Raw genomic sequence first — 21517 nt, 5'->3', positions numbered from 1 at the left:
ATGGATATTCACTATCCGTTATCTGAACTTTTGCGCATAATCCATGGTCATAGTTATCAGCAAATATCGTGATTAGTGTAGCTCAGCTACAACCTGATAAGTTTTATTCTTGAGAGAATCTACGGAATGATGAAAAGAAAAAATTTCTTTCTCACTGCTGCGGCAATGAGTCTAGGGTTATCCCTTTCAGTATTACCTTCTGTAAGCAGTGCGGCTTTACCAGCAACATTACCTGCGACCGCACAAAGCCAGAATATGCCTAGCTTGGCACCAATGTTGGAAAAAGTTCTGCCTGCTGTTGTTAATATCCATGTGTCAGGTACTCGAGTACAAAACCAACAGATCCCTGAAGAGCTGAAATTCTTTTTTGGCCCAAATGTTCCTTCACAACAACAAAGTGTTAGACCATTTGAAGGTTTAGGTTCTGGTGTCATCATTGATGCAGCACAAGGCTATATCCTAACCAATAACCATGTTATTGATGGCGCGGATAAAATCCAAATTCAGTTAAATGATGGACGTGAAATTGACGTTAAACTGATTGGTAAAGATGCACAAACTGACATTGCCCTACTAAAAATCAGCAATGCAAAAGATATCAAAAATCTAACCGCGGTTAGCATGGCTGATTCTGATAAATTACGTGTTGGTGATTTCGCTGTTGCGGTTGGTAACCCATTTGGTTTAGGCCAAACTGCAACTTCTGGGATTATTTCAGCGCTAGGTCGTAGTGGTCTAAACCTTGAAGGGTTAGAGAACTTTATCCAGACAGATGCTTCAATTAACCGTGGTAACTCAGGTGGTGCGCTGGTTAACCTCAATGGTGAATTGATCGGTATTAATACTGCAATATTAGCGCCGGGTGGCGGTAATATCGGTATCGGTTTCGCTATCCCAAGTAATATGGCGAAAAACCTCAGTGAGCAGCTTATCAAGCATGGCGAAGTGAAACGCGGCATTTTAGGTATCAAAGGTACTGAAATGAATTCCGATATCGCTAAAGCCTTCAATATCGATGCGCAACGTGGTGCATTCGTTAGTGAAGTATTGCCTAAGTCTTCTGCTGCTAAAGCCGGTATCAAATCAGGTGACGTATTAGTATCTGTTGATGGTAAACGCATCAATAGTTTCGCTGAGTTAAGAGCTAAAATTGGTACGAGCCAAATTGGTAAAGAAATCACCATTGGTCTGATCCGCTCAGGTAAACCATTGGATGTTAAAGTCGTTTTAGAAAATGACGAAGGCGAAGCAACAAAAGCAGAAAAATTGAGTGAGTCGCTGCTTGGTGCAACATTATCTAATGCGACCATCAGCAACACTAAAGGTGTGCAAATTGACAGCGTAGCGCCTAAATCCCCTGCTGCCGCAGTCGGTTTAGTTAAAGGTGACTTGATCTTTGGTGTGAACGATGTTCGTGTTGAAAATATTGAACAGTTCCGCAAAGTGATTGAAGGTAAACCACCTGTTCTGGCAATGAAAGTACTACGTGGTGGCGAAACACTGTACTTGCTGATGAAAAACTAATTTTGCCTTATATACTCTAAATAATTCGAGATGCAGGTAGGCGACAAGTGAAGATAGGCGGGGAGCATAGATAAACTCTATGACTCGACTCGCTGAGTGTAGTCAACAACCCTGCAACTTGAAGTATAACGAGTATAAACGCTAAATTGTTCGAGTCGCAGCTAGGCGACAAATAAGCGACGTCAACAACGCTGCGACTCGAAGTATGATGCGTATAAAAGAGTACAACAGGTACAGTACCCACTGCTGTACCTGTTTTTTTATGCTATGCTCAAGTTCCCTTTATTAACAAGCTGAAATTCGATATCTATGGTCAAAAAGCTTCTCTGGGCAGCCATGTTAGGCCTATTAACCGCCTTAATTATTATTGTTGCGGTTCCCTCTTTACGTCCCCAAGGGCTAGCAGACTTGCTTTACGGTAAAATAGATAGTGAACCCGTCAGTTACAACAAAGCGGTTCGCAAAGCAGCGCCTGCTGTTGTATATGTCTACAGTAGCTCTAAAGGGAGTTTCTCGCAGTCTGGCCGCGAGCTGAAATCCCTCGGTTCAGGTGTGATCATGAGCTCAAATGGCTATATTATCACCAACAAACATGTTGTTGATAATCCAGACCAAATCCTCGTTGCACTTCAAGATGGCTCTATCTTTGATGCCTTGCTAGTTGGCTCAGACGCGTTAACTGATCTAGCCGTGCTAAAAATCGAAGCTGAAAATCTTCCTGTGATCCCAATTAATAAGTTACGCATTACCCACGTCGGCGATGTCGTACTGGCGATTGGTAACCCATACAACATAGGTCAAACCGTCACACAAGGGATCATTAGTGCGACAGGAAGAGTTGGCTTAAGCTCTACTCGCCGACAAAATTTTCTACAAACTGATGCATCAATTAATTCAGGCAACTCAGGTGGGGCATTGATTAACAGCGAAGGTGAACTTGTAGGAATTAATACGCTTTCATTTAGTGCAGGCCAAGGCTTCAGCTCTGAAGGCCTCAGTTTTGCTATCCCGACTGCTCTTGCCACCAAGATCATGGAAAAATTGATCCGTGATGGCCGAGTGATCCGTGGTTATATTGGGATCACCGCACGTGAACTACCGCAAATTAGAACCAATAATAACAATATTGATCAGATCCAAGGTTTGCGTGTTTTCCAAGTTGCTCCTAATGGGCCAGCCGCTAAAGCAGGCATTTATCAAGGTGATATTATTTTATCTGTCGATGGTAAACCCGCAGTTTCCGCCGCCGAAACAATGGACTTAGTCGCTGAAATTCGCCCCGGTAGCAGAGCTTCTGTCAAAATCTTACGTAATGGTGAAGTCAAAGATATTAATGTTATCATTGAAGAGATCCCTGAAGAGCCTGCGGGATAAACCAACTATCCAGCGATCAAAAAAGTTGTTCCATGGTGAACAACTTTTTTGTTTTTAACTCAGAAAATCAAGTTGCTTAATCTTCCGATTTCACTCGCTGGATATTCGCCCCTAAACCACGAAGCTTATCTTCAATGTGCTCGTAGCCACGGTCGATATGATAGATACGGTCGACTGTCGTGGTACCTTCAGCAATACACCCAGCAATCACCAAACTAGCAGAAGCACGTAAGTCTGTTGCCATCACTTGTGCACCGGTCAGTTTCTCAACGCCATGGCACAATACGGTATTACTTTCAATTTCAGCGTGCGCACCCATACGGATAAGCTCTGGAATATGCATAAAACGGTTTTCAAAAATCGTTTCGGTGATCATCCCAGCACCTTCAGCAACAAGGTTCAATAAGCTGAATTGAGCTTGCATATCCGTTGGAAAACCTGGATGTGGTGCCGTACGTAAAGTAACTGCTTTAGGGCGCTTACCTTCCATATCCAAGCTGATCCAGTCTTCTCCGACTTCAATTTTTGCACCTGCTTCACGCAATTTTGCTAACACAGCATCTAGCGTATCAGGGCATGCATTGCGGCAAACTACTTTTCCTTTCGAGACGGCGGCGGCTATTAAGAAGGTGCCTGTTTCGATGCGGTCAGGTAGCACACGATAAGTACCGCCGCCTAAACGCTCAACACCTTCAATCACGATACGGTCTGTGCCCGCACCTGTGATTTTAGCGCCTAAAGTATTTAAAAAGTTCGCCGTATCTTCAATTTCAGGCTCACGAGCCGCATTTTCGATAGTGGTTGTGCCTTCCGCTAAAGTTGCTGCCGTCATAATTGAAACAGTAGCCCCTACGCTGACTTTATCCATCACAATGCAAGCGCCTTTCAAACGGCCTTTAACGGTCGCTTTCACATAACCGTCTTCTAAAACAATATTCGCACCTAGCTGCTCAAGTCCTGAGATGTGTAAATCAACAGGACGCGCACCAATTGCACAGCCGCCGGGTAATGAAACTTCACCATGTCCAAAACGAGCAACCAAAGGCGCTAATGCCCAAATAGAAGCACGCATGGTTTTCACCAGATCGTAAGGAGCACAGTATTCTGTAACATTACTGGCATCAACAAAAATTGAGCCATTACGCTCCACTTTAGTGCCTAATTGGTTCAAAAGCTTGATCGTCGTGTCAATGTCCCTAAGTTTAGGTACATTTTGTATTTCTACTGGTTCTTCAGCCAGCAACGCAGCGAACAGAATTGGTAGTGCGGCATTTTTCGCACCTGAAATTGTTACCTCACCCTCTATACGGGTAGGGCCTTTAACTAAAAATTTATCCATTCGGTTACTCTCGTATTTTTATAATTTAAATACTGTTCGCGGGTTTTATTATCAAAAACCGTTTAGCTTGCGATCACGCGCCCACTCTGCGGGGGTATACGCCTTAATAGACAGAGCATGAATGCGGTTGTCTGCAATATACTCCATTAACGGTGCATAAACAGCTTGCTGCTGCTTAACTCTGCTCATATTTTCAAACATGGTGCCGACGGCAATAACCTGAAAGTGGCTGCCATCACCATTAACAATCACCTCATCCAGAGATAGCTTATCCATCAATACTTGCTTTATTTCGTTGGTTTCCATATATGACTCAATTTATAATTTTCGCTTACTGACATAAATAGACGTCTATCCTAAAGGATCCATCGCCATTCTTAAACCAAAGAAAACGCCTCCGGTGCACAAAAACACGCAGAGGCGCCCTTTTTTACATAAATTGACTTAACTTAACAGTAATGATTTAACCCCATAGAGTTCCATTAGTGTCGTTAAGTTATCACTCATACCAATGATATTGAGTGAACGTTTTTGAGTTGCAAATTCACCTTTGAGGCGCACTAACATGGCTAAACCCGTTGAATCAACATGCTCTAAGCCAGAAACATCAATTTGTTCAGTTTGAGCAACAAGTGACTCACGTTGTTCCCAAAACGCCAATAATGACTCTCTGCCTAGCGTGCCTGATAAACGCAAAGTTGATTGTGATACTTCCCACAACAGTGCTTGGCTCATTAAATTAATTCTCTTCCAGTGTGATTGGGGCTTTAGCATTTATTTCTAGCTGTTTTGTTAAGCCATCAATGCCCTGCTTCCGTAGAATATCACCCCACTCGTTTTGTTTAGTTGTGATCATGCTAACGCCTTCAGCGATCATGTCATAAGCCTGCCAGTGACCTGTTTTGCTATTTTTACGCCATTGGAAATCAAGGCGTACTGGTGGACGACCGTTAGGATCAAGAATAGTGACACGGATAGCAACGATGTTTTTATCACCAATCGGCTGCTCCGGTGCAATTTGATAAGTTTGACCATGATACATCGCAAGGGCTTGGCCATAAACTTGTTCAAGGTAGGCTTCAAAAGCGGTGAAGTAAGCATCACGCTGTGCAGGTGTCGCGCTCTTGTAATATGTACCTAAGACCAAAGCTCCTGCATATTTAATTTGCACATATGGCAGCAATTCTTCACGAACAATCGTTCTTAGGTAATTAGGATCTTTACGAATTTGCGGCTGCTCATTCTTTAATCGGGTAAAGGTTTTCTCGGCAGCTTCATCCATTAGCTTATATGGATTGGTTTGATCTATCGCCATTGCAAATGGTGCAATCGCTAGCATTGCTATCATCATTAAGCGCTTAAACATAATTTCTTCCTTCTAAATTCGTGTTAATGTCGAATCAATGCGCAGCAGGCGCGTCAGGTGCTGTAGCCGACTCTGATGCAGCCCCTTGGCTATCGCCACTCTTGTACAGGAACTGCCCAATCAAATCTTCTAATACCATCGCAGGTTTAGTGTCCTCAATGCGGCCTCCATCTTTCAACGTTTCAATACCTAGCTCTTCACCTTCTGGACCAATATTCATCGCTATGTATTGCTCACCTAATAAACCAGATGTACGGATAGATAACGAACTTGAATCTGGAATATTGTCATATTCACTAAGCAAATCAATTTTCACATCGGGAACATAGTTGTCTTTATTCAAGGTAATACTCGCGATTCGTCCAATCACTACCCCGCCGACTTTCACCGGAGAACCTTCTTTCAAGCCACCAATATTTTCAAAAGAGGCAGATACTTGATAGGTAGATTGGCTACCAATCGATTTTAAATCAGCCACTTTTAGGCATAGGAAAATAATTGCGGCAATTGCCAGCAACATAAAACAACCAACCCATATTTCACTTTTTTTACTTTGCATGACTTAGTTCCCAAACATCAGTGCGGTAAGTACAAAATCTAGACCTAGAACCGATAAAGAAGCATGAACCACGGTTCGTGTTGTGGCTTGGCTAATCCCCTCCGATGTTGGGATCGCATCATAACCATTGAACAAAGCAATCCAAGTTACCGTAAATGCAAACACTAGGCTCTTGATAAAGCAGTTCACTATATCCATGCGCCAATCAATAGAAGATTGCATAGAAGACCAAAAGAAGCCCTCATCAATCCCTTTCCAATCAACGCCAACCAATGCACCGCCAAGGATCCCCACTGCCACAAATATTAGCGATAACAATGGCATGCTAATAAAACCAGCCCAGAAACGTGGGGCAATAACCCGTCGAAGTGGGTCAACTGCCATCATTTCAAGGCTAGAAATTTGCTCTGTTGCTTTCATCAAACCAATTTCAGCCGTCAGTGCTGATCCCGCTCGCCCAGCGAACAATAATGCCGTCACTACAGGGCCTAATTCACGTAGCAGTGATAATGCCACCATCATGCCAAGACTCGCTTCGGCACTAAATGTGGTTAATACTAAATAGCCTTGTAGCCCCAGTACCATTCCAATAAATAGCCCTGATACTGCGACAATCAACAATGATTGTACGCCAACTGCATACAACTGTTTAATTAACAACGGCCATTGTTTGGAAAATTCAGGCTTGCCAATGAGTGAACGCAGCAACATATAGCCCGCACGCCCAAAAGCTGCAAAAATTTCAATCCATCGACGTCCGAAGGCAGCGATTGCCTCTACTATCATGTTATTTTACCCTAATAAATCAGCCAGATAATCATTGGCGGGGAAACGGAATGGTACCGGCCCGTCAGCAATACCATCTAAAAACTGCCTAACACGGGGATCTTGGTTATCGCGTAATTCATCCCCTGTTCCTTTTGCTATTACGTGCTGTTGAGCCACAATATAGGCTTTATCAGCAATACTAAGCACTTCAGGGACATCGTGAGAGACCACTACACAAGTCACACCTAACGCCTGATTTAGCTCATCAATCAATTTAACTAAAACACCCATTGTGATGGGATCTTGCCCCACAAATGGCTCATCAAACATGATCAAATCAGGGTCAAGTGCTATCGCTCTCGCTAGTGCAGCGCGTCTTGCCATTCCACCAGATAATTCAGAAGGCATTAAGCGGGCAGCGCCACGTAACCCAACAGCTTCGAGTTTCATCATCACGGTCGTATGGATCAGTGATTCAGGCAATTTGGTATGTTCACGTAACGGAAACGCGACATTATTGAACACATCCATATCAGTAAACAAAGCACCTGACTGAAACAACATGCTCATTTTTTTACGTGACTGATACAGTTTTGAGCGTGATAAGCTGGGGATATTATCACCATCAAACCAAATTTCCCCTTGGTTTGGGCGTAACTGTCCACCAATAAGACGCAACAAGGTGGTTTTACCAATCCCTGATGGCCCCATAATGGCGGTTATTTTACCGCGCGGTACAGAAAGGTTAATATTTTCAAATATTTTCCTATTACCGCGGGTAAAACACATGTCACGTACTTCGATTAAGTTGTCTGTCTGTGCTTGCATTTGTTTGATAGCTCACCACATCATAAATATTATCTTTTTGAAGCGCTAAACATGCGATTTTACCTAAAGATAAAATGAAAATCGTCTAATATCGCACCTGATTTTATTAGTACCATTATAACGTGCTAAATGTGTCGTTGGTGTTCAAAATGTGTATTTATATGACTAATATATACATATAGCAGGGGAATCAATGACAGTTAACCATTATTTTTACACAATAGAAGCAGATAGCTCTTAGACTTTAAAAATTTGTTACCAGTTGAGAATACTCAATTTTCTTTTTTTGAGTTTAGTTTATGGTGCGGATCCCCTCCGCTTGGTTAAGCTTTTATATTCTAAATAATTCATGGTGTAGGTAGGTAAGATAGGAAGCATAGATGAACTATGTGACTCGGCGGGCTGAATGCCGTCTCTGATAGCTTAACGAAAAGCCCTGCAACTTGAAGTGTGATGAGTATATTAATCCAACGGCCTTTATTCATTAAAGTACAATTAATTTTTGACTGATTCGACAAAGCACTTACTGATAATAAGTATTCGTTATACAATTCGCGCTCGCTAATCCGATTAACTGAAAAGCTACGCATGGAACAGAAAATGTCAAACATCGATTTTCAGCAAGTAGGTAAAGATGTCCTCCATATCGAAAGTGAAGGCCTAAAAAACTTAGAACAATATATCAACGATGATTTCACTCACGCATGTCAGCTGATATTTGACTGCCAAGGGAAAGTTGTTGTTATGGGTATGGGAAAATCGGGACATATTGGGCGAAAAATAGCCGCAACATTAGCAAGCACAGGAACCCCTTCTTTCTTTGTTCACCCAGGAGAAGCCAGCCATGGCGACTTAGGTATGATCACAAATAAAGATATCGTTCTCGCCATTTCCAATTCAGGTGAATCCGGTGAGATCCTCGCCCTATTGCCTGTATTAAAACGTATTAAAGTGCCGTTGATCTGCATGACAAGTAATCCAAATAGCAATATGGGTAAGTATGCAGACGCACATTTGTGTATAAAAGTCCCACAAGAAGCTTGCCCTCTAGGGCTTGCACCAACGACAAGCACAACCGCAACACTCGTGATGGGTGATGCATTAGCGATCGCTCTGTTGAAAGCCAGAGGCTTTACCGCTGAAGATTTTGCGCTTTCCCACCCAGGCGGCGCACTAGGGCGCAAACTTTTACTTTTAGTTCGTGATTTAATGAACGTTGGCGATGATATTCCGCATATTCCTCAAACAGCCACGTTACGCGAAGCTTTAATTGAGATTACTCGCAAAAAATTAGGTATGACCGTAATTTGTGATGACGATATGAATATTGCTGGTATTTTTACTGATGGTGATCTGCGTCGTATCTTTGATATGGGTATTGACCTAAATAATGCCAAAATCGCTGATGTCATGACCCGTGGTGGAATTAAAATCTCCCCCAATATTTTAGCGGTAGAAGCACTTAATTTAATGCAATCTAGGCATGTAACCTCACTGATGGTTGCCGAAGGTAATAAGCTAGTGGGCGTATTACATATGCATGATCTTCTCCAAGCTGGCGTTGTATAAAAAAAGGAATGATTATGGATCCTCAATTTCAGGACACCTGCTACGGTCTTGTGGCTCAGTCTGTTTTACAAAAAGCAGCCAAAATTAAATTATTAATTTGTGACGTTGACGGTGTTATGTCTGATGGCCTGATTTATATGGGAAATAACGGTGAAGAACTGAAAGCTTTTAATGTACGTGATGGCTATGGTATTCGCTGTTTATTAACCTCCGACATTGAGGTCGCGATTATTACTGGCAGAAAAGCGAAATTGCTTGAAGATCGTGCAGCAACACTAGGCATTACATATCTTTACCAAGGTCAAAGCGATAAGCTTTTGGCGTATCATCAACTGTTAGATACACTGCAGTTAGCGGAAGAAGAAGTCGCCTATATTGGTGATGACCTCATCGATTGGCCTGTAATGGCAAAAGTGGGACTTTCTGTTGCCGTTGCAGACGCGCATCCCCTCTTGTTACCCAAAGCGGATTACATTACGCATATTGGTGGTGGTAAAGGCGCGGTGCGTGAGCTTTGCGACCTGATCCTTCTGGCACAAGGCAAACTTGATGAAGCTAAAGGCTTATCGATTTAAGGTTATTGATTAAAAGAATATATCCATGAGTAACGCTAAAAAGTGGTTAATCATCCTGTTATCATTGATTGTGCTTGGTTTGATTGGTTGGAACCTAGCAGGTAATGATACTGAAGCACCTGTAAATAACGTGCTCGACAACGCTCAGCCTAATTATCAAACCGATGATTCAGTGACATTCGTCTATAATCCAGTAGGCGATTTGGCCTACAAGCTGGTATCAGATAAAATTGATAATTATACAGCAGATAAAGTGACTTGGTTCACTAACCCTGTTTTAACAACCTATAACGAAGCTGGTGTACCAACTTGGACCGTACGTTCACTGAAAGCCAAATTGACGAATGATAGGATCCTTTATCTCTATAACGATGTTCAAGTGGATAGTTTAAGCCCCGATTCTCAACTTCAACGGATTTCAACGCAAAATGCAATAGTGAACTTGATAACTCAAGATGTTTCATCGGATGATAAGGTCACTATCATCGGGCAAGGTCTTAATTCGACGGGTTTAAAAATGCGCGGTAACCTACGTTCAAGAACCGCAGAGTTAATTGAAGATGTAAAAACTCATTACGTGCTGCAAAAAGAAGAGCAAAAAAATGAATCAAGTAAATAAAAAACGTTTTATTCAAGGAGCTGTTGCCAGCGCAATTCTTGCTCTTAGCGTGCCTGCTTTCGCATTAAAAACGGATACGCAGCAACCAATGACCATTAATTCGGTCAAGCAATCCCTTGATTTAGAAAAAAATGTCACCACATTTACAGATGATGTGGTGGTAAAACAAGGCTCAATAGATATTAGAGCTAACAAAGTCGTCGTCACTCGTCCAAGCAGTAACTCAGATAAAATTACGATTGAGGCTTTTGGTACGCCAGTGACCTTTTACCAGTTACAAGACGATGGAAAACCAATCAAAGGCCACGCGTTGAAAGCGCGCTATGAAGTTGATAAAGAGCTTTTAACACTAACGGGTGATGCCTATCTTGAGCAGTTAGATAGCAATATTAAAGGTGATAAGATCACCTATGTTGTCCCAACCCAGCAAATGGAAGCGTTTAGTGACAAAGGCAAACGTGTGACAACAGTATTATTGCCATCACAGCTACAAGAAAAAGGCCCAGCGGCAAACAACGGAAAGAGTAAATAATCGTTATGGCGACACTAACCGCAGAGAATCTGGCAAAAGCATATAAAAAGCGCAAGGTGGTTGAAGACGTCAGCCTTGAGGTGAAATCAGGTGAAATTGTCGGCCTACTGGGCCCTAATGGCGCCGGTAAAACCACCACCTTTTATATGGTGGTCGGAATAGTCCAGCGGGATGCAGGCAAAATTACGATCGATGGGGAAGATATTAGCCTTCTACCGTTACATGAACGTGCACGTCGTGGTATTGGCTACCTTCCACAAGAAGCCTCTATTTTCCGCCGTCTCAGCGTTTATGATAACCTAATGGCTGTGCTAGAAATTCGTCATGACTTAAACTCAGAACAACGTAAAGAACGTGCTGAAGAGTTGATGGAAGAGTTTAGCATTACCCATTTGCGTGATAGCCTTGGTCAGTCGTTGTCTGGTGGTGAGCGTCGCCGTGTTGAAATAGCTCGCGCGCTCGCCGCAAACCCCAAATTTATCTTACTTGATGAGCCGTTTGCTGGTGTTGACCCTATTTCAGTGCTGGATATCAAAAAAATTATCCAACACTTACGTGATTACGGTTTAGGTGTTTTGATCACGGATCATAACGTGCGTGAAACATTAGATGTCTGTGAAAGAGCGTATATTGTTAGCCAAGGTCACTTAATTGCTCACGGTACGCCTGAAATGATCCTCGAAAACGAGCAAGTAAAACGAGTGTATTTGGGGGAAGGCTTCCGTCTATAATTTATCGTGTTAGGTGGAGAAAACATCATTCATGAAGCAAAGTTTGCAGCTCAGAATCAGTCAGCAACTGGCAATGACGCCTCAGTTGCAGCAAGCGATCCGTTTGTTGCAACTATCTACGCTTGAGCTACAACAAGAGATACAACTTGCGCTAGAAACTAACCCACTTCTAGAACAAGAAGAAACGGCTTCGGAACTGGAATCTCTCGATAACCTCGAAACGAGTGCGGATAGCAGTGAAATCGACACTAAAGATGCACTCGAAAAAAATGATATGCCAGATGAGCTGCCTCTTGACGCTGATTGGGATGAAATTTATACCGCTGGCACGCCATCAGGCACAAGTAACGACTATAGCTTTGACGAGCTACCCGTTTACCAAGGGGAAACCACACAGACCCTACAAGACTATTTAGTTTGGCAGTCAGAATTAACCCCTTTTACCGAAACAGATCGTGCTATTGCTACAGCAATCATTGATTCGATTGATGATTCAGGCTATTTAACAACCTCGATTAGCGATATACATGAGGGGATTAACAACTCGGAGATCACCCTTGAAGAAGTGATAGCGGTACTAAAACGTATCCAACACTTTGATCCTCTCGGTGTCGCTGCACAAGATCTGAAAGAGTGTTTGCTTATTCAATTATCCCTTTATCCAAAAGAAACTGAAGGTTTAGCTGAAGCACGAACAATTATTAGCCAACACATCGATTTATTGGCCAATCGTGATTTCCGCCAACTCAGTAAGCTGACCCGATTAAAAGAAGATGCCCTAAAAATAGCCATAGATTTAATATTGACTCTCAACCCAAAACCGGGGCAATCCATCAATACCGGAGAGTCTGAATATGTCATTCCAGATGTTCTGGTGAAAAAAATCAACGGACACTGGCAAGTTGAATTAAATACAGATAGCATTCCTAAATTAGGTATAAATAATCACTATGCTTCTTTGATAAAAGATTCAGTAAGTGAAAGTGATTCGCAGTATATTCGTAGTCATTTACAAGATGCTAAATGGTTGATTAAAAGCTTAGAAAGCCGCAATGAAACCTTGTTAAAGGTAGCATGTTGCATTGTTGAGCAACAACAAGAATTCTTTGAATATGGTGATGAATACATGAAACCCATGATACTGGCTGATATCGCCTATCAAGTGGATATGCATGAATCGACCATATCAAGAGTGACAACCCAAAAGTTTCTCCATAGCCCTAGGGGAATTTTTGAGTTGAAATATTTTTTCTCTAGTCACGTGAGTACCGATACAGGAGGAGAAGCCTCCTCAACTGCAATACGTGCATTAGTGAAAAAACTGGTTGCTGCTGAGAACCCAGCAAAACCATTGAGTGACAGTAAATTGACAAGCATGCTAGCCGAACAGGGCATTCAGGTTGCACGTCGAACTGTCGCTAAGTACCGTGAATCGTTATCTATTCCGCCCTCAAACCAACGTAAAAAATTGGTTTAATTGAATAAAATAAGGAAGATTGTATGGAATTTCAGATTACTGGACACAATATCGAAGTCACACCTGCATTACGTGAAACTGTTGAGAAAAAGATCAGAAAATTGGAACAATTATTTGATCGAATCAACGGCATTCAAGTCGTGTTGAAAGTTGAAAAAGTTCAGCAAATTGCTGAAGCAACGGTGCAGGTTAATGGTGCAGAACTCCATGCGTCAGCGGAAGAAAATGATATGTACGCTGCAATCGACCAACTGGTAGACAAACTGTCACGCCAGTTAACCAAACACAAAGAAAAACTGAGACAACATTAATACATTTATACTCTAAATAATTCAAGAAGCAGGTAGGCGACAAGTGAAGATAGACGGGGAGCATAGATGAACTATGTGACTCGGCTAGCGTAGCGTGGTCCCTTATACCTCAACGAAGAGCCTTGCAACTTGAAGTATGACGAGTATATGGGGCAATCACCGTGTATCGTGATAAGCCACAAATAAATGGTCAAACCAGCTAGTGGTATACTGCTAGCTGGTTTTGTAGTCCTAAGCGAACAATAAAATGAATAGTGATATAGAAATCCAATTAAGCGCCGTATTATCTCCTGCTTGTACACGTAATAATCTTGTTTGCACCAGTAAAAAAAGGGCATTAGAGATTATCAGTGAACTGGCTGCCGCCGAGTTGGGATTACCGGAAAACACGGTATTTGAAGCATTACTCACCAGAGAAAAAGTTGGAACTACTGGCATTGGCGGGGGGATCGCAATTCCTCACGGCAAACTCGCAGAGGGAGAGCACACACAAGCGGTGGGTGTTTTTTTACATCTAGAAGAGCCTATTGCCTTTGATGCAATAGATAATCAGCCTGTAGATCTCCTATTTGCTTTGTTAGTACCCGCAGATCAATGTAAAACGCACTTACACACACTGTCTTTAATTGCTAAAAAATTAGCGGACAAATCATTCTGTAAGCGCTTAAGATCTGCACAAAGCGATGCTGAGCTGTATAGTATAATTACCGAGTAAGTTATATACTCGTCATGCTTCAAGTTGCAGCGCTTTTCGTTAAGGTATAAGTGACTACGTTCACTCGCACCAGTCACATAGTTACTATGCTTCTGGCGACTCGTTCACTTGTCGCCTAGCTGCACCTCGAATCATTTAGAGTATAATTGAGATACTTTATCATCACTGGGTTACATGTGTATGAATTTTTGATATTTTACTCATATATACTCAGTGATGTATAAATTAAGTAACCAAAAGATCGATTCACTATCGGAGATCATAAGATCACCGACAAGAAATAAAAGGGAGTTAGCTCATGGTGCTGATGATTGTCAGCGGCCGTTCCGGTTCGGGGAAATCCGTTGCCTTACGTGCGCTGGAAGATATGGGTTTCTATTGTGTAGATAACCTGCCGGTTGTGCTGCTTCCAGAACTGGCCAATTCACTCGCAGATCGTAATATTTCAGCAGCAGTGAGCATTGATGTGCGTAATATGCCTGATAACCCAGAGATCTTTGAGGAAGCGCTTGATCGGTTACCCTCTAGCTTTTCACCTCAGTTACTGTTTCTGGACGCAGATCGCAATACATTGATCCGCCGTTACAGCGATACCCGCAGGTTACACCCTCTTTCAAGTAAAAACCTGTCACTTGAAAGTGCCATTGATGAAGAAAATGAGCTGCTAGAGCCACTACGTTCACGTGCCGATCTCGTGATAGACACATCTGAAATGTCAGTGCATGAATTAGCAGAAATGCTCAGAACACGTTTAATGGGCAAACGCGAGCGTGAACTGACCATGGTGTTCGAATCATTTGGCTTTAAACATGGTATTCCTATTGATGCGGACTATGTCTTTGATGTGCGTTTTTTACCGAACCCACATTGGGATCCGAAATTGCGCCCAATGACCGGTCTTGATCGCCCTGTAGCGGCATTCCTCGATAGGCATACAGAGGTTCATAACTTTATTTATCAAACACGCAGTTACCTAGAGTTATGGCTGCCGATGCTCGAAACCAATAACCGTAGCTACCTCACTGTTGCGATTGGTTGTACGGGGGGAAAACACCGCTCCGTCTATGTTGCAGAACAACTCGCTGATTATTTCCGCTCAAGGGGCAAAAACGTCCAGTCCCGCCACAGAACATTAGAAAAGCGTAAGTAATGGCACTAACAGCCACTATTACCCTAAAAAACCGGCTGGGTATGCATGCTCGGCCGGCAATGTTACTTTATGAATTAGTTAAAAAATTTAACTCTAAGGTAATTTTGCGTAATAATAATAACATTGAGGCAGAGGCGGATAGCGTTATTGCCATGTTAATGCTAGACTCGGAACAAGGTAGTACGATTGATATTGAGGTTAGCGGCCCTGATGAACATCAGGCTTTATCCGCGATTATTAACCTATTTGAAAGTGGATTTGATGAAAGTTAGTATTATCAACTAATGAGTAGTGAACTAAATATCAATTGTTTTACAAAAAACGGCTCACAGATCGTGATCCCGATCTCTTCCCTTTGAAGCATGAAGAGCCTAATATTTCATACAAACGAATTTACACTCTGAATAATTCAAAGTGCAATTAAGCGCCCCAAATAAGGTGTCGTTAAGCGACCAGTGATGAGTTGCTCAAAAAGCACATCAGTATGTGATTGGTGTGAATGAGCACAGTCAACAACGTCGCAGCTTGTGCAACTTGAATTATGACGAGTAAATATATATTAGCAGCACCCCCTACCTAACATGGGTGGGGGGTGTTTGCTTTGTACGTTTCTATTGGAGTGTGGTATGACAAAGCCAACAATTATCATTAATGATTTAGATGCAGAGCGCCTAGATGCTCTGTTAGAACAACCTGCTTATGCAGATACCCCTGTTGCAGAAGCGCTGAATGATGAACTTGATCGTGCGGACATTGTGTCCCCTCAAGAAATTCCTGCTGATGTAGTGACAATGAACAGTACTGTTCGCTTCCTTGATCTGATCAGCAATGAAGAGCACACGCGTACGCTAGTTTATCCAGCATCATTGAAAGACAGTGCTGAACAGCTTTCAGTCATGGCGCCAATCGGTGCTGCGTTACTGGGTCTACATGTGAATGATGAGATCAGCTGGGCATTGCCTAACGGTGTTGAAACGCGTGTAAGAGTGTTGGAGATTATTTACCAACCAGAGGCAGCAGGCGAGTTTCACCGTTAATATCGGTAAACATCGATTGTGAATAAGCTGATTTGAAATAGCTGATTTTAAATAAACAAGGAAAATCAACTCATTGGTTTTCAACGCGAAGTGGGAAAAACCACGTTTTATCCCACTTCGTCAGCAACAAAAGGTACTCAGTTGAGTGCCTTTTGTATTTTTAGTGCTCAGTCGCTTACTCGCCTGCAATACTCATTTCAGGCAATAGCACCGAACCACACTGAATATTGCTACGAGTTTCAATATCATCGGCAATTGTCACAATGTTTGCCCACATATCCCTCAGGTTACCCGCAATGGTAATTTCACTCACAGGGTATTGGATCACGCCATTCTCTACCCAAAAACCTGAAGCTCCGCGTGAATAATCACCGGTAATACCACTCACTCCTTGCCCCATTAGCTCAGTCACTATGAGACCTGTTCCCATTTGTTTTAGCAATGCATCAAATGATAAACCTTGGCCTTCAATGCGCCAATTATGGATACCACCTGCGTGACCCGTACTTTGTAGCCCGAGCTTTCTCGCTGAATAAGAGGTCATCAGCCACGTTTGTAATACCCCATTTTCGATAATATTACGTTCCGTGGTACGCACACCTTCACTATCAAATGGAGAAGAGGCTAATCCACCAATTAAGTGAGGCTGCTCATTAATCGTTAGCCAATCAGGTAAAATTTGTTTACCTAAGCTATCTAATAAGAAAGACGATTTACGATAGATACTGCTACCGCTAATTGCCCCCACTAAGTGTCCAAAAAGCCCTGTCGCTACTTCTGCGGCAAAAATGACAGGTGCTTTCATGGTAGGCAGTTTTCTCGGCGATAAACGCGATAAGGTGCGACGAGCGCATTCTTGGCCGACCCACTCAGGGGATTTCAACGCATCGAGACTACGGCCGATGGTATATGCATAATCACGCTCCATCTCGCCGTTTTCTTCAGCAATCACGCAGCTTGACATCGAGTAACGGCTTGAACAATAGCTCTGTAACATGCCATATGAGTTACCGAACACGCGCACGCCATAGTGGCCGTTAAAGCTTCCACCTTCGGTATTCACAATCCGTGGATCCACGTTAAGCGCTGCCATTTCAGCTTGTGAGGCATATTTAATCGCTTGTTCAGGTGTCAGACTGCTGGCTTGAAAAAGTTGTAGATCAGGTGCTTCAAAAGCGAGAAGAGATTTTTCTGCTGGGCCCGCGCAAGGATCTTCTGATGTATAGCGAGCAATATCTACCGCAGCCTGTACAGTACGTTCAATTGCTTCTGGACTTAAATCAGTGGATGATGCACTACCTTTACGTTGATTATGGTAGACAGTGATCCCGAGAGCGCCATCACTGTTAAATTCAACATTTTCAACCTCACCTTGGCGGGTGCTTACACTGATCCCAGTGCTTTTATTCACGGCAACTTCAGCGGCATCACAACGATTTTTGGCAAATGAGAGCGCTTGTGCAACAGCCTCTTCCAAATTTTTGCGTTGTTCGTTGACTTGTTCGGTTAAATTCATGTACTCAATCCAAATTAAATAAGGTAAAAGCGGCTTTTTTCACACCAACACACAATGTCGGGTAGTCATTAGGGCTTTTTCCCAGTTACAATAGTATATATTCAATGTTAACACCCACAACGTAGCAGGTCATGTAAATTACTGTGCTACGTACTGTAAAAAGGAAATCGATATGGCCAAACAGCCTGAAGACTGGCTGGATGATGTCCCAGCGCCGCAAGAAGAAGACGATGATGAGATCATTTGGGTCAGTAAAAGTGAAATTAAACGCGACGCAGAAGTGCTTAAAAAACTGGGCGCTGAGCTCGTTGAATTGAGTAAAAGTGAGCTGGAACGTATTCCTCTTGATAGTCAGCTACTTGAATCAATTGAACTGGCACAAAAAATTAAACGTGAAGGTCGCCGTCGCCAGTTACAGTATATTGGTAAGTTATTACGTGCCCGCGATGTAGAACCCATTACTGAAGCATTAGATAAGCTAAAAAATCGCCATAACCAACAAGTGGTTATTTTACATAAGCTAGAAGATCTACGTATTAGATTGGTCGAAAATGGTGACGATGTGATTGAAGAAGTCGTCGCTCTGTTCCCACATACTGATAGGCAACAATTGCGAGTATTAGTGCGTAACGCTAAAAAAGAGCGAGAAGCCAATAAACCACCAAAAGCCTTCCGTCAGATCTTCCAATATCTGAAAGAGTTATCTGAATCAGCTTAATTAACACTCCCCTATGCCATCGCGGTTTAGGGGGCTTTCGATGGCTATCTTTTCCGTTTCTACTTTTCCAATATCCCGTCGGATGTTTACTAAAGTTTGGATAAAATACTAAATATTGAATGAATATTCTGTTTATATGTAGTCGTAATCAGTGGCGTAGCCCAACCGCTGAGCAAGTCTGGCGCAACCATGCTGATTGGTCAGTCCGTTCTGCTGGCACCAGCCGCAATGCAAAACGTAGAGTAACCGCAGATCTTATTCGTTGGGCTGATGTGATTTTCGTTATGGAACATAAACATAAAAGCCGGCTCTCGGCCGACTTTTTTCGATTATTAGAACACAAGCCAGTACATGTACTGGATATTCCAGATGAATATCGCTATATGGATCCTGAACTGGTTGATATTTTTAAGGCGGCGATCCCTGCGTTCATGACCTGAAAATATCAATGCCGCGTGCTCACCTAAAACCTGAGCACTCAACTTGGGCTGTCATCTGCGTTTTCACAGACAAACAGCAGATCATCGCCCCATAAATCATGGCCATCATGCATAATCGCAATAATATCTTCAAATTGGACTTTTTGTTCATCGGTAATATGGGTAAATACAATGGCGACAGGTAATTCAATACCTGCCGACACCATATCCCATAACGCATCAAGATTTTTACCAAACCAAACTGGCAATGAAAATTGCAGCTCAAATTGGCGATAAAAATCATCAATACTGTCTATTTGCTGAAAATTAAAGATGGCGACACGACTACTCATTCAAGTACCTTAATTGATCTTTTCGAAGCTTTTATAGTGATCTGCGGTGACATAAATCATGCCATCTGAAGAGTATAGCAAACGATCGGCTCCTCGGTGACCGCAATTGTAGTTCAGATCAGCTTCATACCACTGACGATTAGGTGCTGTAGGTAATTGTTTTTCACGGTTAGAGAATCGGTCACCACCAATCGCTTTACCGGGGAGCGCTTCACAGAGATTGCCCCGCTTAGGGTTCCAGCCTGCATCACGAGCCGCTTTTTTGGTGATATAAAAACTCGGTAACTGTTGGTGCTTTTGGAGATAACTCACTACATTGGCTTGTTTAGTTAACTCGTCAATCTTTTGAGCATTTTGAACTGCTATTGTTTGCTCTGTTGTTGTAACAGGCGTGTCTGCCTGCTTTGCCCCTTGCTGCTCTCCAGTATTAAAATACAGGCTCAGAACAATCAAAATGGCCATCAACACCAGAGAAATCACACGTTTATTCATCATCGAGCTCCTTCCTTGGTTTTGGTTTATATCCGAATATTCATCATACTTCGAGATGCAGTGTCTACCTGCATCTCAAATTATTTAGAGGATAGGTTATGCCGTGCCGCCAACCGTCATCTTATCCAGTTTTAGTGTAGGCTGTCCAACACCAACGGGTACACTTTGTCCTTCTTTTCCACACACCCCAACCCCTTTATCGAGGGCCAGATCATTACCTACCATTGAGATCTGCTGCATAGCTTCAACACCTGAACCAATCAAGGTAGCGCCTTTTACTGGTGAAGTGATTTTACCGTTTTCAATCAGATAAGCTTCAGAGGTTGAGAAAACAAACTTGCCAGAAGTAATATCGACTTGCCCGCCACCAAAGTTTGGCGCATAGATACCTTTATCGACACTCGCAATAATATCTTCCGGTGTAGAATCCCCCGCTAACATATAAGTATTAGTCATGCGTGGCATAGGCAGGTGTGCATAAGATTCACGACGTGCATTACCTGTTGGAGCCCGTCCCATCAAACGAGCATTTAGCTTATCCTGTATATAATTTTTCAAGATCCCATTTTCAATCAATACATTGTATTGACCCGGTACCCCTTCATCGTCGATAGCTAAAGAGCCACGACGGCCAGCAATAGTGCCATCATCCACAACAGTACACAATGGTGAAGCCACCAGCTCACCCATTTGTCCGGAAAAAACAGAGGTGCCACGACGATTGAAATCACCTTCTAAACCATGACCCACTGCTTCATGCAGCAATACACCCGGCCAGCCAGCACCCAATACAACAGGCATCATTCCTGCTGGTGCGGCAATCGCAGACAAATTAACCAATGCCATACGAACAGCTTCTTTAGCATACTGCTCCGCGAGCACTTGGCCTTGATGAACTTCAAGGAAATATTCATAGCCATAACGACCACCGCCGCCACTTGCACCGCGTTCACGTTTACCATCATGTTCAACCAATACACTGACTGACATACGAACTAATGGGCGAATATCCGCAGCTAATGTTCCATCCGTCGCAGCTACTAGCACTTGCTCATATACCCCAGTTAAACTGGCATTAACTTCAATGACACGAGGATCTTCAGCTCTGGCAACTTGATCGACACGATGCAGTAATGCAATTTTGTCTTCTCGCGATAGACTATGCAGTGGATCCGCTTCTGAATAGAGCTTCTTATAGCCAACTTCAGTCAAAATTTGTGACTGACCATTACCTTGCTCACCAACAATACTACGTGCCGCAGTCGCACTTTGCTGTAATGCAATCAATGAAATCTGATCGGCATAGGCAAAACCGGTTTTTTCACCGTGTACGGCTCTGACCCCAACACCTTGGTCGATATTATAAGAGCCATCTTTGATGATGCGATCTTCCAACACCCATGCTTCATGGTAGCTAGATTGGAAATAAAGATCGGCATAATCTAGCTTGCGCTCAGATAACAGGCCGAGTGTATCGTACAGTTTTTGGTGGTCAAGACCATTGGCAGCCAGCAAATGGTCGCTGACAGAAGCTAAACTCATATT

At 42.8% G+C, this 21517-nt stretch carries 26 protein-coding genes; 15 read left to right on the top strand and 11 right to left on the bottom strand.

Annotation, left to right across the window (positions count from 1 at the left end; all coding sequences use genetic code 11):
• The first annotated feature begins 129 nt into the window (after positions 1-129).
• Together SC428_RS12900 and degS are read left to right on the top strand one after the other, a co-directional pair.
• Complete coding sequence (locus tag SC428_RS12900) at positions 130-1524, top strand: Do family serine endopeptidase (protein ID WP_070928934.1); 1395 nt, start codon at positions 130-132, stop codon at positions 1522-1524.
• A 309-nt stretch (positions 1525-1833) separates the two neighbouring features.
• A complete protein-coding gene (gene degS, locus SC428_RS12895; RefSeq protein ID WP_318707921.1) occupies positions 1834-2898 on the top strand; it encodes an outer membrane-stress sensor serine endopeptidase DegS in 1065 nt (354 codons plus the stop codon).
• A 76-nt stretch (positions 2899-2974) separates the two neighbouring features.
• Here degS and murA read toward each other — a convergent pair whose 3' ends face one another.
• The 7 genes from murA to mlaF all read right to left on the bottom strand — a co-directional run bounded on the left by murA (position 2975) and on the right by mlaF (position 7758).
• Positions 2975-4237 carry a UDP-N-acetylglucosamine 1-carboxyvinyltransferase gene (gene murA, locus SC428_RS12890; RefSeq protein WP_070928936.1) on the bottom strand — a complete coding sequence of 421 codons (1263 nt, stop codon included), beginning with the start codon at positions 4235-4237 and terminating at the stop codon, positions 2975-2977.
• A gap of 51 nt (positions 4238-4288) precedes the next feature.
• The gene (gene ibaG, locus SC428_RS12885) at positions 4289-4543 is read right to left on the bottom strand and encodes a BolA family iron metabolism protein IbaG (protein ID WP_070928937.1); all 255 of its coding nucleotides are present in this window, start codon (positions 4541-4543) and stop codon (positions 4289-4291) included.
• Between the two features lie 138 nt (positions 4544-4681).
• Positions 4682-4972, bottom strand: coding sequence for a lipid asymmetry maintenance protein MlaB (gene mlaB / locus SC428_RS12880; RefSeq protein WP_070928938.1), 291 nt, complete (start codon positions 4970-4972; stop codon positions 4682-4684).
• Between the two features lie 4 nt (positions 4973-4976).
• A complete protein-coding gene (gene mlaC, locus SC428_RS12875; protein ID WP_070928939.1) occupies positions 4977-5603 on the bottom strand; it encodes a phospholipid-binding protein MlaC in 627 nt (208 codons plus the stop codon).
• A gap of 34 nt (positions 5604-5637) precedes the next feature.
• The gene (mlaD, locus tag SC428_RS12870; protein ID WP_140180929.1) at positions 5638-6162 is read right to left on the bottom strand and encodes an outer membrane lipid asymmetry maintenance protein MlaD; all 525 of its coding nucleotides are present in this window, start codon (positions 6160-6162) and stop codon (positions 5638-5640) included.
• Between the two features lie 3 nt (positions 6163-6165).
• Positions 6166-6948 (bottom strand): lipid asymmetry maintenance ABC transporter permease subunit MlaE, encoded by a 783-nt coding sequence (gene mlaE, locus SC428_RS12865; RefSeq protein WP_140180931.1) that lies wholly within the window; start codon positions 6946-6948, stop codon positions 6166-6168.
• Positions 6949-6954: 6 nt separating this feature from the next.
• On the bottom strand, positions 6955-7758 hold the full coding sequence (mlaF, locus tag SC428_RS12860) for a phospholipid ABC transporter ATP-binding protein MlaF (RefSeq protein WP_070928941.1): 804 nt from the start codon (positions 7756-7758) through the stop codon (positions 6955-6957).
• Between the two features lie 600 nt (positions 7759-8358).
• Between mlaF and kdsD the strand changes: the two genes are divergently transcribed.
• The 11 genes from kdsD to rnk all read left to right on the top strand — a co-directional run bounded on the left by kdsD (position 8359) and on the right by rnk (position 16474).
• A complete protein-coding gene (gene kdsD, locus SC428_RS12855) occupies positions 8359-9327 on the top strand; it encodes an arabinose-5-phosphate isomerase KdsD (protein WP_070928942.1) in 969 nt (322 codons plus the stop codon).
• Between the two features lie 14 nt (positions 9328-9341).
• Positions 9342-9902: a 3-deoxy-manno-octulosonate-8-phosphatase KdsC gene (gene kdsC, locus SC428_RS12850; protein WP_070928943.1), complete on the top strand. Its 561-nt coding sequence runs from the start codon at positions 9342-9344 to the stop codon at positions 9900-9902.
• Between the two features lie 25 nt (positions 9903-9927).
• Positions 9928-10521, top strand: a complete 594-nt coding sequence (gene lptC, locus SC428_RS12845) for an LPS export ABC transporter periplasmic protein LptC (RefSeq protein ID WP_070928944.1) — start codon at positions 9928-9930, stop codon at positions 10519-10521.
• On the top strand, positions 10505-11053 hold the full coding sequence (gene lptA, locus SC428_RS12840; protein WP_070928945.1) for a lipopolysaccharide ABC transporter substrate-binding protein LptA: 549 nt from the start codon (positions 10505-10507) through the stop codon (positions 11051-11053). Before lptC ends, lptA begins: the two co-directional genes overlap by 17 nt.
• A 5-nt stretch (positions 11054-11058) precedes the next feature.
• Entirely contained in the window at positions 11059-11784 is a 726-nt protein-coding gene (lptB, locus tag SC428_RS12835; RefSeq protein ID WP_070928946.1) for an LPS export ABC transporter ATP-binding protein, read from the top strand.
• 31 nt (positions 11785-11815) lie between these two features.
• Positions 11816-13261 carry an RNA polymerase factor sigma-54 gene (gene rpoN / locus SC428_RS12830; protein WP_070928947.1) on the top strand — a complete coding sequence of 482 codons (1446 nt, stop codon included), beginning with the start codon at positions 11816-11818 and terminating at the stop codon, positions 13259-13261.
• 23 nt (positions 13262-13284) lie between these two features.
• The gene (gene hpf, locus SC428_RS12825) at positions 13285-13572 is read left to right on the top strand and encodes a ribosome hibernation promoting factor (protein WP_070928948.1); all 288 of its coding nucleotides are present in this window, start codon (positions 13285-13287) and stop codon (positions 13570-13572) included.
• Between the two features lie 247 nt (positions 13573-13819).
• Positions 13820-14287 (top strand): PTS IIA-like nitrogen regulatory protein PtsN, encoded by a 468-nt coding sequence (ptsN, locus tag SC428_RS12820; RefSeq protein WP_070928949.1) that lies wholly within the window; start codon positions 13820-13822, stop codon positions 14285-14287.
• Between the two features lie 298 nt (positions 14288-14585).
• Positions 14586-15437, top strand: a complete 852-nt coding sequence (rapZ, locus tag SC428_RS12815; protein ID WP_008912624.1) for an RNase adapter RapZ — start codon at positions 14586-14588, stop codon at positions 15435-15437.
• Positions 15437-15709 carry a PTS phosphocarrier protein NPr gene (npr, locus tag SC428_RS12810; protein ID WP_070928950.1) on the top strand — a complete coding sequence of 91 codons (273 nt, stop codon included), beginning with the start codon at positions 15437-15439 and terminating at the stop codon, positions 15707-15709. The genes rapZ and npr overlap by 1 nt, the downstream gene beginning before the upstream one ends.
• A 354-nt stretch (positions 15710-16063) precedes the next feature.
• The gene (gene rnk / locus SC428_RS12805; RefSeq protein WP_140180937.1) at positions 16064-16474 is read left to right on the top strand and encodes a nucleoside diphosphate kinase regulator; all 411 of its coding nucleotides are present in this window, start codon (positions 16064-16066) and stop codon (positions 16472-16474) included.
• Between the two features lie 175 nt (positions 16475-16649).
• Here the strand turns inward: rnk and pmbA are convergent, their stop codons facing one another.
• Positions 16650-17990 (bottom strand): metalloprotease PmbA, encoded by a 1341-nt coding sequence (gene pmbA, locus SC428_RS12800; protein ID WP_318707920.1) that lies wholly within the window; start codon positions 17988-17990, stop codon positions 16650-16652.
• Between the two features lie 172 nt (positions 17991-18162).
• On the opposite strand from pmbA, the gene yjgA reads away from it, so the two are divergent.
• Together yjgA and SC428_RS12790 are read left to right on the top strand one after the other, a co-directional pair.
• Complete coding sequence (gene yjgA, locus SC428_RS12795; protein ID WP_140186508.1) at positions 18163-18708, top strand: ribosome biogenesis factor YjgA; 546 nt, start codon at positions 18163-18165, stop codon at positions 18706-18708.
• Positions 18709-18827: 119 nt separating this feature from the next.
• Positions 18828-19148, top strand: a complete 321-nt coding sequence (locus SC428_RS12790) for a low molecular weight protein tyrosine phosphatase family protein (protein WP_140180943.1) — start codon at positions 18828-18830, stop codon at positions 19146-19148.
• Between the two features lie 38 nt (positions 19149-19186).
• Here SC428_RS12790 and SC428_RS12785 read toward each other — a convergent pair whose 3' ends face one another.
• From SC428_RS12785 to tldD, 3 genes are all read right to left on the bottom strand, one after another.
• Entirely contained in the window at positions 19187-19480 is a 294-nt protein-coding gene (locus SC428_RS12785) for a barstar family protein (protein WP_070928954.1), read from the bottom strand.
• 9 nt (positions 19481-19489) lie between these two features.
• Entirely contained in the window at positions 19490-19972 is a 483-nt protein-coding gene (locus tag SC428_RS12780) for a ribonuclease domain-containing protein (protein ID WP_318707967.1), read from the bottom strand.
• A gap of 96 nt (positions 19973-20068) precedes the next feature.
• A complete protein-coding gene (gene tldD, locus SC428_RS12775) occupies positions 20069-21514 on the bottom strand; it encodes a metalloprotease TldD (RefSeq protein WP_070928956.1) in 1446 nt (481 codons plus the stop codon).
• Between the last annotated feature and the right edge of the window lie 3 nt (positions 21515-21517).

Origin of the sequence: Providencia sp. 2023EL-00965, assembly GCF_033550225.1 — a bacterium.
Lineage (GTDB): Bacteria > Pseudomonadota > Gammaproteobacteria > Enterobacterales > Enterobacteriaceae > Providencia > Providencia manganoxydans.
The sequence above is the reverse complement of the archived record's forward strand: the minus strand, read 5'-3'. Positions and strand labels throughout refer to the sequence as shown.